The sequence below is a fragment of the Sorangium sp. So ce131 genome, assembly GCF_051519095.1.
Taxonomy (GTDB): domain Bacteria; phylum Myxococcota_A; class Polyangia; order Polyangiales; family Polyangiaceae; genus Sorangium.
This window is the reverse complement of sequence record NZ_CP150455.1, coordinates 2,267,872-2,283,434: the sequence shown is the minus strand read 5'-3', so window position 1 is coordinate 2,283,434 and position 15,563 is coordinate 2,267,872. Positions and strand designations below refer to the sequence as shown.

At 71.3% G+C, this 15,563-nt stretch carries 17 protein-coding genes; 8 read left to right on the top strand and 9 right to left on the bottom strand.

Annotated elements, in window-relative coordinates:
• Window positions 1-115 precede the first annotated feature (115 nt).
• From WMF43_RS08390 to WMF43_RS08380, 3 genes are all read left to right on the top strand, one after another.
• Window positions 116-601 (top strand): hypothetical protein, encoded by a 486-nt coding sequence (locus tag WMF43_RS08390; protein ID WP_437678918.1) that lies wholly within the window; start codon window positions 116-118, stop codon window positions 599-601.
• Between the two features lie 116 nt (window positions 602-717).
• Complete coding sequence (gene otsB / locus WMF43_RS08385) at window positions 718-1,524, top strand: trehalose-phosphatase (RefSeq protein WP_437678916.1); 807 nt, start codon at window positions 718-720, stop codon at window positions 1,522-1,524.
• A gap of 95 nt (window positions 1,525-1,619) precedes the next feature.
• Window positions 1,620-2,468 carry a PPK2 family polyphosphate kinase gene (locus WMF43_RS08380; protein WP_437678914.1) on the top strand — a complete coding sequence of 283 codons (849 nt, stop codon included), beginning with the start codon at window positions 1,620-1,622 and terminating at the stop codon, window positions 2,466-2,468.
• A 60-nt stretch (window positions 2,469-2,528) separates the two neighbouring features.
• On the opposite strand, the gene WMF43_RS08375 is transcribed toward WMF43_RS08380, so the two are convergent.
• Window positions 2,529-2,657, bottom strand: a complete 129-nt coding sequence (locus WMF43_RS08375; RefSeq protein ID WP_437678912.1) for a hypothetical protein — start codon at window positions 2,655-2,657, stop codon at window positions 2,529-2,531.
• A gap of 295 nt (window positions 2,658-2,952) precedes the next feature.
• Between WMF43_RS08375 and WMF43_RS08370 the strand changes: the two genes are divergently transcribed.
• Window positions 2,953-4,227, top strand: coding sequence for a YncE family protein (locus tag WMF43_RS08370; RefSeq protein WP_437678910.1), 1,275 nt, complete (start codon window positions 2,953-2,955; stop codon window positions 4,225-4,227).
• A gap of 47 nt (window positions 4,228-4,274) precedes the next feature.
• Here the strand turns inward: WMF43_RS08370 and WMF43_RS08365 are convergent, their stop codons facing one another.
• From WMF43_RS08365 to WMF43_RS08355, 3 genes are all read right to left on the bottom strand, one after another.
• The gene (locus WMF43_RS08365) at window positions 4,275-5,171 is read right to left on the bottom strand and encodes an SDR family oxidoreductase (RefSeq protein ID WP_437678908.1); all 897 of its coding nucleotides are present in this window, start codon (window positions 5,169-5,171) and stop codon (window positions 4,275-4,277) included.
• 127 nt (window positions 5,172-5,298) lie between these two features.
• Entirely contained in the window at window positions 5,299-5,733 is a 435-nt protein-coding gene (locus WMF43_RS08360) for a GNAT family N-acetyltransferase (RefSeq protein ID WP_437678906.1), read from the bottom strand.
• Window positions 5,733-5,861: a hypothetical protein gene (locus WMF43_RS08355; RefSeq protein ID WP_437678904.1), complete on the bottom strand. Its 129-nt coding sequence runs from the start codon at window positions 5,859-5,861 to the stop codon at window positions 5,733-5,735. The genes WMF43_RS08360 and WMF43_RS08355 overlap by 1 nt, the downstream gene beginning before the upstream one ends.
• A gap of 145 nt (window positions 5,862-6,006) precedes the next feature.
• Between WMF43_RS08355 and WMF43_RS08350 the strand changes: the two genes are divergently transcribed.
• From WMF43_RS08350 to ylqF, 3 genes are all read left to right on the top strand, one after another.
• On the top strand, window positions 6,007-6,825 hold the full coding sequence (locus WMF43_RS08350; RefSeq protein ID WP_437678902.1) for an endonuclease/exonuclease/phosphatase family protein: 819 nt from the start codon (window positions 6,007-6,009) through the stop codon (window positions 6,823-6,825).
• Between the two features lie 84 nt (window positions 6,826-6,909).
• Complete coding sequence (locus WMF43_RS08345) at window positions 6,910-7,620, top strand: DsbA family oxidoreductase (RefSeq protein ID WP_437678900.1); 711 nt, start codon at window positions 6,910-6,912, stop codon at window positions 7,618-7,620.
• 30 nt (window positions 7,621-7,650) lie between these two features.
• The gene (gene ylqF, locus WMF43_RS08340) at window positions 7,651-8,562 is read left to right on the top strand and encodes a ribosome biogenesis GTPase YlqF (protein WP_437678898.1); all 912 of its coding nucleotides are present in this window, start codon (window positions 7,651-7,653) and stop codon (window positions 8,560-8,562) included.
• A 60-nt stretch (window positions 8,563-8,622) separates the two neighbouring features.
• Here ylqF and WMF43_RS08335 read toward each other — a convergent pair whose 3' ends face one another.
• Window positions 8,623-9,555: a hypothetical protein gene (locus WMF43_RS08335; protein WP_437678897.1), complete on the bottom strand. Its 933-nt coding sequence runs from the start codon at window positions 9,553-9,555 to the stop codon at window positions 8,623-8,625.
• Between the two features lie 135 nt (window positions 9,556-9,690).
• Entirely contained in the window at window positions 9,691-11,544 is a 1,854-nt protein-coding gene (locus WMF43_RS08330; RefSeq protein WP_437678895.1) for a cellulose binding domain-containing protein, read from the bottom strand.
• Between the two features lie 879 nt (window positions 11,545-12,423).
• Between WMF43_RS08330 and WMF43_RS08325 the strand changes: the two genes are divergently transcribed.
• Window positions 12,424-13,548, top strand: a complete 1,125-nt coding sequence (locus tag WMF43_RS08325) for a glycosyl hydrolase family 18 protein (protein ID WP_437678893.1) — start codon at window positions 12,424-12,426, stop codon at window positions 13,546-13,548.
• A 73-nt stretch (window positions 13,549-13,621) separates the two neighbouring features.
• Here the strand turns inward: WMF43_RS08325 and WMF43_RS08320 are convergent, their stop codons facing one another.
• The 3 genes from WMF43_RS08320 to WMF43_RS08310 are packed head-to-tail and all read right to left on the bottom strand — an operon-like array spanning window position 13,622 to window position 15,382.
• Window positions 13,622-14,038, bottom strand: a complete 417-nt coding sequence (locus WMF43_RS08320; protein WP_437678891.1) for a GFA family protein — start codon at window positions 14,036-14,038, stop codon at window positions 13,622-13,624.
• 29 nt (window positions 14,039-14,067) lie between these two features.
• Window positions 14,068-14,541, bottom strand: a complete 474-nt coding sequence (locus WMF43_RS08315; protein ID WP_437678889.1) for a DUF3037 domain-containing protein — start codon at window positions 14,539-14,541, stop codon at window positions 14,068-14,070.
• Window positions 14,522-15,382, bottom strand: coding sequence for a HipA family kinase (locus tag WMF43_RS08310; RefSeq protein WP_437678887.1), 861 nt, complete (start codon window positions 15,380-15,382; stop codon window positions 14,522-14,524). Before WMF43_RS08310 ends, WMF43_RS08315 begins: the two co-directional genes overlap by 20 nt.
• Between the last annotated feature and the right edge of the window lie 181 nt (window positions 15,383-15,563).

Below are 15,563 nucleotides of genomic sequence, written 5' to 3'. Positions count from 1 at the left end.
GACGCGAGCCCGCCGCGACGGCCACGAAGGCGGGCGCCGTATGCGTGCTTTGCAGCGGGTTTGCCGGCGCTTTGTTGTTGCCCCCGCCGTTTGCAGGGTGGTACTGCTGCCGGGCATGAAATACCATGTCGTTCCTGCGCTGATTGCCACGTTCGCGCTCTGTTCCACGGCCGCATGCCACTTCCAGCCGTACGGCGAGGTCCGCGTCGTGAGGAGGACCAAGGTCGGCGGCGAGCTTGCGATCCTCGGCGATCGCGAGGTGGCGATGCAGAAGGCCAACAGCACGATGGCCACGACCTGCGGCGGCCCTGATCGCTTCGAGATCGTCGAGGAGGGCGAGGCCGTGGTTGGTGAGGAGTCCACGTCGAGCGAGGAGGAGCGCCGCGAGAAGGACATCTTCGGCCCGCGGAAGCGGAAGCAGCAGAGCACCAGCACGACGCAGAAGACCGAGTGGCGCGTGAAGTACGAGTGTACGAAGGACGAGCCGGCGCCCGCCGAGTCGGCGCCCGCGGACGAGGCCGCGCCCGCGGACGCGGCGGGCGGCGCCACCGAGGGCAAGACCGAGGGGCGGCGCGTTCACGAGCTGATCATCCGGTTCTGACACGCGCCGCGCCGCGCCGCCGCGGCCGCAGCGCCCGATGTGCGCGCGCCGCTGACCGCGTCGCGACTCCGAATCAGCTCCAGTTCAGGACGTCCTCACGGTACCATCCGGGCGGCATGGACGTCAGCCAGTTCATCGAACGTGTGGCCGCCGCGCCGTCGTTGCTGCTCGCGACCGACTTCGACGGGACCATCGCCGAGATCGCGGTGGTCTCGGGCGGCGCGAGCGCGGCGCCGCTGGCCCTCGAGTCGCTCCAAGCGCTCTCGCACGCGCCGGGCACGGCCGTGGCGGTCGTCACGGGCAGGACGATCTACGACGTCACCGCGCGCACGGCGCCCCTCGACGCGGTCTGGCGCGTGGGCGAGCACGGGGCCGAGATCGCGGCGCCGGGCGGGGTGCTCGTGTACGAGGCCGAGGCGCCGGTCGAGGCGCTCGACGTGGTGGAGCGCGACGCGGAGGAGGTGGCGCGGCGGGTCCCGGCGCTCTGGGTCCAGCGCAAGCGCTGCTCGATCGCGCTCCACTGGCGGGTCGTGCCGGCGGAGGATCGGCCGGCGGCGTTCGCGGAGCTCGACGCGTGGTCGGAGCGGACGCAGCGGAAGGGGTTCGTGGTGATGCGGGGGCGCAGCATCCACGAGGCCCGCGACGCCGCGCACGACAAGGGAGGCGCGCTGGAGTTCCTGCTGGCGCGGTTGCCGCGGGGCACGCTGGTGGTCTACGCCGGCGATGACACCACGGACGAGCCGGCGATCGCGTTCGCCCGCGCGAGGGGCGGCATCGGCGTGTACATCGCCTCGGCCGAGCGGCCGGACGTGGGGGTCGAGCCGGATCTCACGCTGGACGAGCCCGAGGCGTGGATCGCGCTGCTCCGCGAGCTCGCGGCGCGGCGCGGCGGGCTCCCGGGCGCGCCGCACCGCCCGGCGTGAGGGCATGCGGCCGGGCTGAGCCGGCGGCGCGGGGCGCGGCTGCGCGGCGGCGCTCCGGAGGAGGGCGGGAGGCGAGATCGTGTACGCTGACGCGCATGGCCATCACGCGACTCACGAAGCCCGACTCGAAGTTTCGCCTGGATGACGTCTCGACCGACCCGCCGCGCGACGAGACCAAGCAGGAAGCGGCCGAGCGGGTCGACAAGCTCGGCAAGGAGCTGCTCGAGCTGCAGGAGCTCATGTGGGGCGCGAGGACCCACAGCATCCTGATCGTCCTCCAGGGGCGCGACGCCGCAGGCAAGGACGGGGCGATCAAGAACGTCGTCGGCGCGCTCAACCCGCGCGGCGTCAACGTGAGCTCGTTCGGCGTGCCGACGCGCGAGGAGCGGGAGCACGACTTCCTGTGGCGGATCCACCGGCTCGCGCCGCGCGCCGGGGAGTTCGCCATCTTCAACCGCTCTCATTACGAGGACGTGCTCGTGGTGCGCGTGCACGATCTGGCGCCGAAGTCGGTCTGGAGCGAGCGGTTCGACCACATCAACGACTTCGAGGAGCTGCTCGCGGAGCACGGGACCATCATCCTCAAGTTCTTCCTGCACATCAGCAAGAAGGAGCAGGAAGAGCGGCTCCTGGCGCGCGAGGAGAACCCCTCGACGGCCTGGAAGCTCAACGTGAACGACTGGAAGGAACGGGAGCACTGGGACGAGTACACGGAGGCGTACGAGGACGTGTTCCGGCGCTGCGCGGCGCGGCACGCGCCCTGGATCATCGTGCCGGCGGACGCGAAGTGGTACCGGAACCTCGTGGTGGCCGAGGCCGTGGCGGAGACGATGCGGGAGTACCGCGACGACTGGCTCAAGACGCTCGAGCGGAACGGGCGTCAGGGGCGGGAGGAGCTCGACGAGTACCGGAAGCTCAAGGGGGCGCGGCGCTCCAAGGAGTGAATCCGGGCCACGCGCCGGCGGGATGGCCGCCTTCGGCGCCGCGCTTGCGCGGGCGGCTGCCTACTCGTCGGTGACGTGGAGCATGCCGAGGTCGTTCATGTGGACGAGTATCGCCTTGTCGGTCGCGGGCTGAGTGTCCACTTGAAGGGTGGGGTTCCAGCCCGCGGCGGTGGGCGTGACGGTGCCCACGGCGCTCCACACGCCCGCCACCGGCTTGGCCCGCCATGGCGCGCTGGCCTTCCTGCAGCGTTGGCAGCAGGTTCACGGCCAGCTAATTCCGTGCCTCACAAGCCTGACCAGGGATCCCGAGAGATTTTAACGCAAAGGCGCAAAGGCGCAAAGGCGCAAACCAGAATTTCATTGTATTTTTGCGCCTTTGCGCCTTTGCGTTGAAATCTCTCTTCTCTCGCCCGGAGCGCACGGGTGGTCTGATCTGTGGTAGGACGAGCCCCATCCTGCGCGGGCGGCTGCTAGGATGCGGCGCGTGCCCAGGCTGGCGGCGCTCGTCTCGAGGTCATCCATGGTCATTGCACGATTCCTGGGTTGCGCGCTCGCGGCGGCGACGGTGGCGAGCTGCAGCGACCCCGATCCCATCACCGAATACCGCTACGGTGCTTACGAGGGCGACGCCTATCCGAACCGGCGTCCGGAGATCGTGATCCCGGACGGCGGGATGGGCGTGGTGACCGACAGCCTCTCCGATACGATCTCCCTCATCGCGCTCGAGACCGGGGAGCGGTTCGGCGTCCGCCCCGTGGGCCGCGAGCCCGTGACGATCGACGGGCCTCGCCGCGTGGCCGTGGACGCCGCGGGCGGCGCGCTCTACATCGCGCTGTCGTACCCCTCCGTCGCCGGCGCGACCGGCCCGCACGCGGTGCACGGCGGGAGCGCTGTGGCCGGCTATGTCCAGAAGCTCGCGCTCGACGACCTGCGCATCCTCGGGCAGGTGCGCGTCAAGGCCAACCCGGGCGACGTCGTGATCTCGGAGGACGGCAGGCGCGTGGTCGTCTCTCATTTCGATCTCAAACGCGCGCTCGACAACCCGGGGGACCTCGAGGCGGCGCGCTCATCCCTCGCGGTCCTGGATCCCGACGCGGTCTTGCCTTCTGGCTCGGCCGAGCCGAGGCTCATCCCGGTCTGCAAAGCCGCGCACGGGATCGCCCTCTCGCGGCCGGACGGCGCCCGGGCCTACGTCGCCTGTTATGGCGAGGATGCGCTCGCGATCGTCGACCTGACGGACCCGGACGCCGAGGTGAAGCTCGTCCCCGTCGGGCCGCCCCTGTCGTCCGGCGATCACGCGTCGTCCTACGGGCCCTACGCCGCCGTCATGTCGCCCGACGGGAAGACCATCGCCGTGAGCAACACGGACAGCAGGGACGTGCGCTTCTTCGATGTCGCGTCGGAGACGTTCGATGAATCCAAGACGATCCTCACGATCGGCGCGCCCTACTTCGCCGGATGGACCCCTGACGGGAGCGCGGTTTACGTGCCGACGCAGGTGCCCGACGCGATCGCGCGGATCAGCGTGACCGCGGACAACCGCGAGGCCGTCTCCCGGAACATCAGCGAGCAATGCTTCAGGCCTCACCTCGCGGAGCTCGACGAGGAGCACGGGCTCTTCATCGTCTGCGAGGGCGACCAGACCGTGAGGCCGGGCAAGGTGCTCCGGCTCGATCCCGAGACGCTGGAGACGCGCAGCGAGGCCGAGGTGGGCCTCTTTCCCGACGCGTTCGCGCGCGTCGCGGCGGGGGCGCGATGACGGCGCGAGCAGGTCGCGCGGCCGCGCAGCAGTTCGTCAAACAGCGCCTAACGCGCCCTCCGCAACAGGCCGGGCCTCTCCCCGGCGACCTCCGCGAACCACGCGCGCAGCGGGCGCGTCCCGCGCGCGGGGGCGACCGAATCGGACGTCATGACGGCCGCGACGAACTCGAGCAGATCCGACAGGCGAGGATGGATGCCCGTGAGCAGCGCGCTCATGACACGGAATACCCCCGGGGGGACGTGCAGGAGGCGCGCCTGCTTGCCCGTGGCCTCGAAGGCGAGGCGCGCCACGTCGTCGCGGGTCATGACGTCGGGGCCGCCCACAGGCAGCACCGCGGGGCCGCCGTCGATGACCTCGGCGAGGGCCTCGGCGACGTCGACGGGGTGCACCGGGTTCGTCCTCGCAAGGCCGTCGCCCGCGACCGCGCCGAGGCCGACGCGCGCCATCGCGATGAGGTCGCCCAGCGCCGTGTAGACGCCCGTCGGGCGCACGAACGAGAACGCGAGGCCGGAGGCGCGAATGCGCTCCTCCACGCCGAGGTGGGCGGAGAGATAACGGGTGTGTGCATACCCGGGTCCGGGGTGCGCCGAGAGGTAGACGAAGCGCTTCACCCCGGCCCGCTTCGAGGCCTCCAGCAGGTGCGTGTTCGCGACCACGTCGACGTCGTGATAACTCCTGCGCTCGCGCAGCGTCAGCGCGACGCTGGCGCCGAGGCAGGACACCACGGTCGTGATGCCCTCGAGCACGCCGGCGAGGGCGCCGGGCTCCACGGCGTCGGCGACGACCACCTCGGACGCGAGGCCGTAGACGCGCGCGGCGTTCTGCCGCGTGCGCGAGAGGGTGCGCACGAAGCGGCCCTGCGCGCGGAGCAGACGCAGGAGCTCGATGCCGACCGCGCCCGTGGCGCCGGCGAGGAGGATGCGGTGAGCCGTCGCGGTCATCGATCCATCACACCTTTCGCGCGCGGCAGGCGGGGCGCTCCTCCCCTCACCCGCCGCGCAGCGAGCACCTTGCGAGCACGAGCGCGCGTGCGTCAAGACGCGCGCGCGGCCGGAGGAGAGGATCGGGTCAGCGGATCGGTCTGATCATCCTGACGTGTGGAATTCCCGCCTCATCGTAGATGGGGCCCTCCTCGACGAAGCCGAGCTTCCGGTAGAACGGCGCCGCGGAGAGCTGAGAGCTCAGGACCAGGGCGCGCGCGCCCCGCGCCGCGGCGACGCGGAGCGCCTCCTCCATCAGCCGGCGGCCGACGCCGGCGCCGCGGAGCGCCTTCCGGACCGCGACGCGGCCGACCTTGAGCGCGTCGCCGTACGGCACGAGGCGCATCGTCGCGACCACCTCGGCGCCGTCCAGCACGACGAAGTGCTCCGCCACGGCGTCGAGCTCGTCGACCTCGATGTCCGCGGGCACGGCCTGCTCGTCCACGAAGACCTCGCGCCGGAGGCGCAACGCGCCCGCATAAAGGGGTGAGTCGGCGCGGATCGCGAGGATCTCGCCGGCCATCACGACCCCGCCGCCGCGCCGCCGGCTCCGGCCTCGCAGGCCCCCAGCGCCGCGGGGGCCAGCCCGGCGCCGGGCGCGAAGGCGGCGCGCTGTCCGGCCATCCGGACGCCCCGCTGCGTCGTGCTCATCTCGGGATCCATCGGTGTGCTCCCTCCGTTGCTCGCCTTGGCGCGACGCGCGCCCACGCTTACGATCAGGCGAGCTTCGTACCACCACGCTGTCCGCGCGGCCGCGCGAAAATTCCGCGCAGCGCCGTGCCATGGATCATGGGACTTGGGTAAGCTGAAGGGCGACCTTCCTCCCGATCTCACCATGAAGCTCATGACCTTCAACATCCTCTTCGGCGGCGAAGATCGCTTCGACGCGATCCTCGCGATCGCCGCGGCCGAGCGTCCGGACGTGCTCGTCCTGGAGGAGTGTGTCGGCTGGGAGGACGGCGCCCGGCTCCGGGCCGTCGCCGAGGCGATCGGCGCGCCCGCCGGCCCGCAGCACGCCGTGCTCGGGCACGCCAACCTGCGGCCGAGCGGCCGGCGGAACCACGTGGGCGTGGTCAGCCGGGCGCCGCTCGCGAAGGTCCGCGTGCACGCGCCCGAGGTGCTGGCCCACTGCCTCGTCGAGGTCGAGCTCTCGCTCGCCGGCGAGCCGCTCGTGGTGCTCGGCACGCACCTCAACGCCGGCAGCGAGGACCGCCGGCTGGCCGAGGCCCGCTGGCTGCTCTCCCTCGTGCCGCCCGCGCGGTTCACCTCGGGCCTCTGGGCGCTCGTCGGCGACCTCAACGCGCTGTCGCGGCGCGACCCCTACCCCGCCGACCTCGACGCGCGCCTCGCGGAGGCCGGCATCACGAAGTACGACAGCCCGCCGCGGTTCGACACGATGGACGCGCTCGAGGCGTTCGGCTGGACCGACGCCCTGCGGGTGAAGCCGCGCTCCTCGCGCTGGGCGACCGCGCTGCGGGGCCGCGGCGTGACGGTGGAGACGCGGACCGACTACGTGCTGCTCTCGCCGCGGCTGCGCGAGCGGCTCGCGCTCGCCTACGTCGTCGACGTGGGCGCCGCGTCCGACCACCACGCGGTCGTCGCGGAGCTCGCCTGACGCGCTCCCCGGCGCAGGGCGCCGGGCGGCGCTGGCCCGCGGCGGCGCTGGCCCGCGGCGGCGCGGCGCCCTACCTTGACGGTCATGAAGAAGCTCCGTGTCGATGTCTGGTCCGACATCGCGTGCCCGTGGTGTTACGTCGGCAAGCGCCGGCTCGAGGCCGCGCTCGCCAGGTTCCCGCACCGCGACTCGGTCGAGGTCGTCTGGCGCGCGTTCGAGCTCGACCCCTCGGCGAAGCGCGTCCTCGACGCCGACGTCTCCTACGCCGAGCGGCTCGCGCGGAAGTACGGCGCGCCCCTCGCCAAGGCCGAGGCCATGATCCGCAACATGACGGACGTCGGCGCGGCGGACGGGCTCTCGCTCCGCTTCGACAAGGTCCGCCCCGGCAACACCTTCGACGCCCATCGCGTGCTGCACCTCGCGGCCGAGCGCGGCGTGCAGGGCGCGGTGAAGGAGCGGCTGCTCCGGGCCTACATGACGGAGGGCGAGGCGATCGGCGAGCCGGAGGTGCTCGTGCGGCTCGCGGGCGAGGCAGGGCTCGACCCGGCCGAGGTGCGCGCCGCGCTCGCGGGCGACGTGTACACGCGCGAGGTGCGGGCCGACGAGGCCGAGGCGCGCGCGCTCGGCGTCACGGGCGTGCCGTTCTTCGTGTTCGCCGGGCGCTACGGCGTCTCCGGCGCGCAACCGGCGGAGCCGCTCCTCCGCGTGCTCCAGCAGGCGTGGGACGAGGCGGCCGACGAGCCCGGCGAGGCGCTCGCCGAGGGCGCGGCGTGTGGCCCGGAGGGGTGCGCCTGAGCCGCCCTGCGTGATAGAGCAACGCGACCGATGTCGATTCAATGGTATCCCGGCCACATGACCAAGGCTCGGCGCTCGATCGCCGAGTCGATGCCGTCGCAGGACGTCATCATCGAGGTGCTCGACGCCCGGATGCCGCGGGCCAGCGAGAACCCGGTCGTGGCCGAGCTGCGCGGCCAGAAGCCGTGCATCAAGGTGCTGAACAAGAGCGACCTGGCCGACCCGGCCGTCACGAAGGCGTGGCTCCGCCACCTCGAGCTGGAGCACCCGGCGCCTCTCGGTGAGGCGTCGCGTGAGGCGCCGCCCGGCGGCAAGGTGCTGGCGATCGCGATCTCCGCGACGCAGTCGGCCGAGGCGCGGCGCCGGATCCCGGAGCTCTGCAAGCGCCTCGTCCCCCCGAAGAACGGCCCCGGCAAGGTGGTGCGGGCCATGATCGTGGGGATTCCCAACGTCGGCAAGTCGACGCTCATCAACACGCTCATGGAGCGCAAGGTGGCCAAGGTCGGCGACGAGCCCGCGGTCACGAAGAGCCAGCAGCTCGTCACCCTGAAGAGCGGCATGGCGATCTCCGACAACCCGGGGATCCTCTGGCCCAAGATCGACGACGAGGCGGCCTCGTACCGCCTGGCCGTCGGCGGGGCGATCCCCGACACCGCCATCGATTACCAGAGCGTCGCCCTGTTCGCGGCGGGGCTCTTCCTGCGGCGGTATCCGGAGCTCCTCGTCGCCCGTTACAAGCTGAAGGAGCTCCCGGAGACGGCCGCCGCGCTGATCGAGGAGATCGGCCGCCGCCGCGGCTGCCTCCGCAGCGGCGGGTCGGTGGACCTCCACAAGGCGTCGGACATCCTGGTCCACGACTTCCGGGCCGGGCGCCTGGGGCGCATCAGCCTGGAGGAGCCGCCGGGGCTCGAGCAGCCCTCGGGCATAGAAGAGAGCGCCTGAACACTCCGCCCGCGGGGTGCCGGACCGAGCCCCTCGTCGCCGGAGCTGGTCATCCGCTTCTCAGGGACAGCTCGGGCGCCAGGCGTCGTCGGCGAAGTACCTGGCGATGAGATCGTGGAGCGGGCGATCGTACTCGCGCAGCTCGGCGCGGGTGTTGATCTCGTTGTGGATCCCGTTCGTCGGGATCGCTTCGAGGTTGGTGTCGAACCAGTCCTGGACCCCCTCGGCCCAGTATTCGTCCCTGTTCGTCGCGGCGTAGGTGTCCTCCCACTTCCCAGCCTGGAGCGCGCCCTCGAACACGTCCTCGAGCTCTCGATTGAAGGTCGGCTCGACGAAGGCGATGCCCATGATCGCGATGGCGTGCGAGAACTCGTGCACCAGGATGTCCTCGCCCAGGTACGGATCGCTCGGATAACACAGGACGTTCTCCTCGGCGCAGGAGCTCGCCGGGCGGGCGGGGGTCGCGCCGAGGCCGCGGGCCCGCGTGTCCCAGTCCGTTCCCGGGAACGCCTCGTAAAGGTCGCTGTGCTCGGGGATGTCGGTCGTCACCTCCGACTCCGCCATCACGGCGACGCGCGTGTGGTTCATGATCATCGCCTGAAGCACGTCCTCGCGCAGGCCGATCATGCGGACGACGACCGAGCACGCGCGCAGCAGCGCCGCGTCCGGCGTCTCCTCGGAGCTGATGACGGGGATCCCCGCGGCGTCGACGTACTTCTTGTAGAAAGGGTCGAGCCCCAGCTCGGACGGCACCTCGGAGACGCTCGCGCACGCGCCGTCGGGTTCTCCGCCGCCTCCTGCGCCTCCTGCGCCCGTGGCGGCGCTGGAGGTCGTGCCTGCCGCCGCGCTCGAGCTGGTCTCTGCGGTGCTGCCGGAGCCGCCGCTGCCGACTGGACCGGTGCCCCCGCCGCCCGCGCTGTCGTCGGGCGGCGACTCCGAACAGGCGGCCAGGGCACAGGCGAGAACCGCGATCGGCACGTAGCTTCCACGCATGCTCGCGATGCTACACGAGCTCATGCCAGCGTCCAGAGCACATGCGGTGGAGCGCGGGTTAGCCGGCGCGCTGGATGTTATCGCGCTCGGCGGCGAGGATCGGGGATCTGGATGGCCGCGCTGCGCCGGCGAGGCTCAGGGCACCGGCAGCTCGAACGCCACCGCGTAGTTCGGCTGCGCGACGCCCGTCATCGAGCCGACGAAGGGATCGGAGTCGCGCAGCTGCCCCGAGCGCCACGTCCGCCCGGAGAACGCCGTGCCGTCGCTGGTCATGGCGTACCCGACGAAGACGCCCGACGAGGGGAGATCGCTGGCGACGGTGATGCGCACCGAGTCGCCGGAGATCTCGACGGAGCTGATCCGGATCCGGGAGCTCGCCGTGCGCACCTCGAAGCCGCGCCCCGCCGACCACTCGGTGAGCGCGCTCTGGTGGGGCGCCGGGAGCGTGGAGTCCCACGCGAGCGGCGGCACGGGCACGTGGAAGCGCACCGTGATCACGCGGCCGCTGCGCTCGACGCGGGTCGGCTGCAGCGGCTGCCAGTCGCGTCCCAGCACGACCTTCTCGTGGTAGATCTGCCCGAGCTTCTCGCCGAGCCGCTCGTACCCCGCCGCCGTCATGTGGATGTTGTCGGCCGCGTACGGATACTGATACTTCGGCCCGGAGCAGATGATGTCGCCGGGGCGGTCGACGCCGACCTGCCACTGCGCGAGCGTGGAGGCCGACCGCTGGTTCGAGCCGGTCGGGTAGGAGTGATGCTGCGAAACGAACATCGGGATCGACCGGGTCTGGCCGGTGAGCGGCGGGATATCGGCGTTGTAGTCGGACCAGAGCCGGATGAGGTCGTTCTTGTAGCTCGCGCTGCCGGCGTCGGACTCACCGTGGGTGATCACGATCGCGCCGACGCCGTACGTCTTGCCCGACGCGCCGGCGAGGCGCGCGATCGCGGCGGCCTCGAACAGCGACGCCGCGTAGGCCCGGCCGGTGGAGCCGGTGTCGGTGGCGCCCTTCCGGATGACCGACATGGCCTGTCCGCTCTCGCCGACGACCGTGTGCACGCTGATGTAATCGCCGCCCGTCGCTGCCCGCACGAGCGACGTGATCTGGTCGCCCATGGCCGTGTGGTGCGTCTCGCCGTAGATGTTGCGCGGGTACGCGCTCGGGTAGCCCGTGGCGAGCGGGCGGATGGGCTCGACCAGCGGCACCATCGAGAGCGCGCTGCTGTTCGGGTTGAAGGGGGGCACGCTCGCGCTGCCCAGCGAGAGCTTGAGGTTGTTGTAGCGCTGGGTGGTCGCCCGGATCGGGTTCCCCTCCGCGCCGACCGACAGGCTCTGCCCCGTGCCGATGATTCCGGTCCAGGTCCAGCCGGGGCCCGTGGTGCCCCCGCCGCCGGAGCCGCCGGCGCCCCCAGAGCCGCCGGCGCCCCCAGAGCCGCCGGCGCCCCCAGAGCCGCCGGCACCCCCAGCGCCGCCGGCTCCTCCCGAGCCCCCGCCGCCGGAGCTTGCCGACGTGCTGCTGCTGGAGCTGCTAGAAGCGCTGCTGCTGGAGCTCGCGGAGGTCGACGTTGGGGTCCCGCCGCCGTTGACCGACACGAGCGCAGGCCTCCCGGTGCCGTTCGCGCAGAAGCCCCAGCTCGTCGACGCCCTCGGGCTCAGCGTGCCGTTGTGGGTCACATTGGTGGCGGTCAGCTGCCCGCCCGACTGCGTGGTGCTCGCGTTCCATACGCTGCTCGGCGTGGAGCCGTTGAGCGCGATCACCAGTCCCCAGGTGGTGGTCTGGCTCGTGCCCGTGTTCGTCACGGTCACGTTCGCGCAGTACCCGGTCGACCACTGCGACTGCAACGTGAGCTCCGCCGACATCGTCGTGTCAGCGCTGCTCAGCTCGCCATCGAGCGACGAGATTTCATCCTCGTCCGAGGGCATGCCGATGCAGGCGGCCAGGGAACACACGATCGAGACCGAGCAGAGGCTCAGGTACCTAGTAAGGCGCATGAAGTTTCTCCTGCAAGGAAGGAAGCGGCCGGGCGAGCCGCGGGTCGTGACAGCGAGACCGTAACAAAGCGCGCCGCGCGCAAGACGCGCGACGTTAATGCCCTCTGACTGTATTCCCACTCGGCGCCCCTCTGATCACGAGGCGCGCTCCGTCGAGCACAATGTCCTCTCGACCGAACGGCAGCTCACGGCAAATCCTATGTACGAAGGATGGATAAATCGTGGCAAACGGTAGAGCCGGTCCGCTTCGAGGCGACACCCCAAGGAAACTCAAATACCCTACGAGGAATCGAGAAACTACCCCGTTCGACCACCGGGGGAGCGCGCGCGTGGCCCCGCTCGGCGGCGCAGCGCTACGATCGGTAACACCTCGATGACGTCGCGCTACGATCGGTAACACCCGGCGATGTGGCTCGATGTACGTGTGGTGTACGCAATCTCGTGGGCGCCACACCACTGACGGCTGAGGCGGTCCGCCATGGCACCGCGACGGTTTCATAACCGCAGCAATTATCGCACCTCGGCGAATCTCGACGATTCCGCAGCAATATCACCACGAAGCGGACAAGCGGCCGGCTCGAGGGCGCCACATCAAAAATAATCTGAAGGGCTGCTCCCCATTGCGGCATGAAGCCGTGTGAGCTGCCCGGATCCGGGCGGTGAGTTATCACGTGTGCTCCGGGTCGAGGCGCTTCTCCCGTGTCTGCTGGCGACCGTCGGGATGCCCCTCTGCCCTCTCGCGTCAGCGCGCTGATCACCGCGCAGCAGCGTGTCCCCGACGAGAGGAAGGGCAGGAGCTGAGGGGTTATCGGAGCGGGGCGACATCGCAAGGCAACCGTCGACGTTCATCCTTCGCTACGTCCCAAAGGAACATTTACCATGCTATTCAATCCCAAGTCCACCGCCTCCAGGTTGTCCCTCCTCCTCGTCGCCCTCACCACGGGCGGCTTCGGGTGCCTCGGCTCCGGCCCATCGCCGGAGGAGGTCGATGTGGGGCACGACGAATCTGCCGCGTGCGCAGGTTATCCGGAGTGGCAAGAGGGGCAGCAGTACAACGAGGGCGCCATCGTGAACTACCAGGGGTCGGCCTACATCGCCGAGCACGACAACCCTGGCTACATCCCGACGGTCAGCACCTACTTCTGGGAGCCGTACACCGCCTGCAGCGACGCCCCCGACCCCGGTCCGATCGGTCCGCTCCCCGACAAGGTCGTCGCCGGCTACTATCCCAACTGGACGCCGGACCCCATCCGCATCCGGGAAATCAACAGCAACTACAACCTGATCTATCTCTTCCACGCGAAGCCCGTGGGAGGGGCGCCCGGCACCACGGGCGCCGTCACCTGGGAGCCGCCGGGCGACGACAGGGGCGCGGCGACGAACCTCAACGCAGACATCCAGTACGCGCGCACGGTCCAGGGTCGCAGGATCATCCTCAGCGTCGGCGGCGCGGGCAATGGCATGAGCTTCCCGAACCGCGAAAAATCGCAGACGTTCGTCGACAGCGTGGTCGGCATCTACAACAGCCTGGGCGGGTTCGACGGCCTCGACTGGAACACCTTCGAGGCCGATCAGGATCCCGACACCGACGAGATGATCTGGATCAGCCTGGAGCTGAAGCGTCGCTTCCCCGGCTTCATCATCACCGCGCCTCCGGCGCCCTGGAACAACCGCGACAAGACGTTCTGCAAGGCCATGGTGGACGCGGGCGCCATGGACTACGCGGCCCCGCAGTACTACGACGGGCCCGACCTGGATCAGCAGTGGTACATCGCGGACAACGTGGCTGACTGGGTCTCGCTGCTCGGTCCGACGCACGTCGTCGTCGGGTTCGGGATCTGGGACGCGGCCAACTACATGTCGATCGACGAGGCGATCCCCACGTGGAACCAGCTCGAGAGCGAGCACCCGAAGCTCCGCGGGGCGTTCGACTGGCAGATCCACAACGATGAGTTCCTCGGGTGGCCGTTCGCCGACCGCATCGGGCCGCTCGTCAGGGACTGAAGCGGGGCCTCCCGCCGAGCGCGGCGCCGGGGCCGACCCCTGCGCCGCGCCGGGAACGCCGCGCGCCGGCGGCTCAGCCCCCGCTCGCCGACCTCTCCTCGCGGTGCGAGGGGATGGCCGGCAGGTCGAGCAGCCACGGCGCGCGGTGCACGGTCCATTGCTGGAACGTCGGCGGCGGCAGGTCCGCGGGCCGGTCCATCGTGCCGAGGAAGATGTCGATCGTCGGCGCGCCGTCCTGCCGCCAGAACAGCGCCGACCCGCACACGCCGCAGAACTGCCGGACCGCGCGCTGCGACGATCGGTACGTGACGGGCTGCCCCGAGAGCAGCGTGAACCGCTCCTCCGGGTACGTCGCGAACGCGGGCACCGCCGCGCCCGTCTGGCGCTGGCACTGGGTGCAATAACAGATGTTGGTGCTCGCCGGCGCCCCGCGCGCGCGATAACGGATGGCGCCGCACAGGCAGCCGCCGGTGTGCTCGGATTCGGACATCGATCCCTCCTTGGCTTCCATGAGCGTGCCTATCCCAGCCGCACCAGGGTCGCGAGCAGCCGGTCGAGCGCCGCGGCCGGGTCGGCGCAGAGGCCGGCGTGCACGCGCGACGGCTGGACGATGGTGCTCGACGGCGAGACCAGCCAGCCGAAGCGCTCGGCCTGCGGGAGCTCCGCGACGAACCCGCAGCTCCGGTCGCCGGCGCAGACGCGGCGGACGAAGTCGAGGTGGCCGCGGACCGCCTCGAGGTCGAGGCCGGGCGAGAGCGCGAGCAGGCGCCGCTCGTCCGGCTCGAGGCGCGCGTCGAGGAAGCCCCGGGCGCGACAGAAGAGGACCACCCCGACATTGACGCGCTCGCCGCGCTCCACGCGCGGCACCACGCGCAGCAGCGCGTAATCGAACGGGTCGCCGGCGCGCTGCGGGGCGCCGCCGTCGCCGCCGGCGCCGCCGTCGCCGCCGCCGTCATCCCGCGCGCGGGGAGGGCTAACGCCGGGCGCGCGCATCGAGCGCCTCCTCGACGAAGCCCCGCGGGGGCACGAGCCGGCGCGTCAGGTACGCGACATAGGCCGCGCGCCGCGCCTCCACCGTCGCCGCGGGCGGCGCCTCCCGCTCCTCGGCCGGGCCCGACGAGAACGCCGAGCGCCGCTCCGCGCCGAGCCGGCCGGCCGGCTCCTGATCCAGGAGCCACCCGTCGGGGATCGCGGCCACGATCTCCGCGATGCGCTCGGGCGTGAGCCGGGCGCTCAGCGCGGCGTCGGCCGCGGCGATGTCGCCGGCGAACGGGAGCAGCACGTGGCTCTTGATGAGCGGGAAGCGATCGGCCGCGTCGGCGAGCGGATCCGTCGTGTCGGTCCAGGCGTGGTGGACGTAGAGCGCCGCGCCGTGATCGATCAGCCAGAGGCGGCGGTGCCAGAAGAGCAGGTTCGGGTTCTTGGGCGTCCGGTCCACGTTGCTGACGAACGCGTCGAACCACACCACGGCCGCCGCCAGCCCCGGGTCGAGCGACGCGGCGGCGAGCGGCTGGAACGCGAGCGAGCCGGGCAGGTAGTCGAGCGCGAGGTTCAGGCCGGCGCTCGCCGAGAGGAGGGCGGAGAGCTCGGGGTCCGGCTCGGCCCGCCCGAACTCCGGATCGAGCTCGATGAACACGATCTCCGGCACCGGCAGCCCGAGCGCGCGCCCGATCTCCCCCGCGACGAGCTCCGCGATCAGCGCCTTCGGCCCCTGGCCGGCGCCGCGGAACTTCACCACATAGAGGCCGTCGTCGTCCGCCTCGACGATCGCCGGCAGCGAGCCGCCCTCACGGAGCGGGGTGACGTAGCGGGTGGTATGGACGGTCCGGATCATGCCGTGGCTGCATCGTCGTGTTGGGTGCAGGCGGGCGGCGACAGCGGGATGTGCGCGCCTCCCCGTCGCCGGGGCAGGAGAGGTAAACGGAACACGTCCAGAGCGTCAAGCCAGCGAGCGGAGCGCGCCGCCCGTGGACCACGCGCCCTGGCCTGGATACCGTCGCGCCATGACGACGCAA

Bases quoted from the DNA above. Each gene is read 5' to 3' on its own strand.
- ylqF (WP_437678898.1), top strand. From the start codon at position 7,651: ATGTCGATTCAATGGTATCCCGGCCACATGACCAAGGCTCGGCGCTCG.
- WMF43_RS08310 (WP_437678887.1), bottom strand. From the start codon at position 15,382: ATGATCCGGACCGTCCATACCACCCGCTACGTCACCCCGCTCCGTGAG.
- WMF43_RS08390 (WP_437678918.1), top strand. From the start codon at position 116: ATGAAATACCATGTCGTTCCTGCGCTGATTGCCACGTTCGCGCTCTGT.
- WMF43_RS08365 (WP_437678908.1), bottom strand. From the start codon at position 5,171: ATGACCGCGACGGCTCACCGCATCCTCCTCGCCGGCGCCACGGGCGCG.
- otsB (WP_437678916.1), top strand. From the start codon at position 718: ATGGACGTCAGCCAGTTCATCGAACGTGTGGCCGCCGCGCCGTCGTTG.
- WMF43_RS08380 (WP_437678914.1), top strand. From the start codon at position 1,620: ATGGCCATCACGCGACTCACGAAGCCCGACTCGAAGTTTCGCCTGGAT.
- WMF43_RS08345 (WP_437678900.1), top strand. From the start codon at position 6,910: ATGAAGAAGCTCCGTGTCGATGTCTGGTCCGACATCGCGTGCCCGTGG.
- WMF43_RS08330 (WP_437678895.1), bottom strand. From the start codon at position 11,544: ATGCGCCTTACTAGGTACCTGAGCCTCTGCTCGGTCTCGATCGTGTGT.
- WMF43_RS08355 (WP_437678904.1), bottom strand. From the start codon at position 5,861: ATGAGCACGACGCAGCGGGGCGTCCGGATGGCCGGACAGCGCGCCGCC.
- WMF43_RS08320 (WP_437678891.1), bottom strand. From the start codon at position 14,038: ATGTCCGAATCCGAGCACACCGGCGGCTGCCTGTGCGGCGCCATCCGT.
- WMF43_RS08335 (WP_437678897.1), bottom strand. From the start codon at position 9,555: ATGCGTGGAAGCTACGTGCCGATCGCGGTTCTCGCCTGTGCCCTGGCC.
- WMF43_RS08315 (WP_437678889.1), bottom strand. From the start codon at position 14,541: ATGCGCGCGCCCGGCGTTAGCCCTCCCCGCGCGCGGGATGACGGCGGC.
- WMF43_RS08325 (WP_437678893.1), top strand. From the start codon at position 12,424: ATGCTATTCAATCCCAAGTCCACCGCCTCCAGGTTGTCCCTCCTCCTC.
- WMF43_RS08360 (WP_437678906.1), bottom strand. From the start codon at position 5,733: ATGGCCGGCGAGATCCTCGCGATCCGCGCCGACTCACCCCTTTATGCG.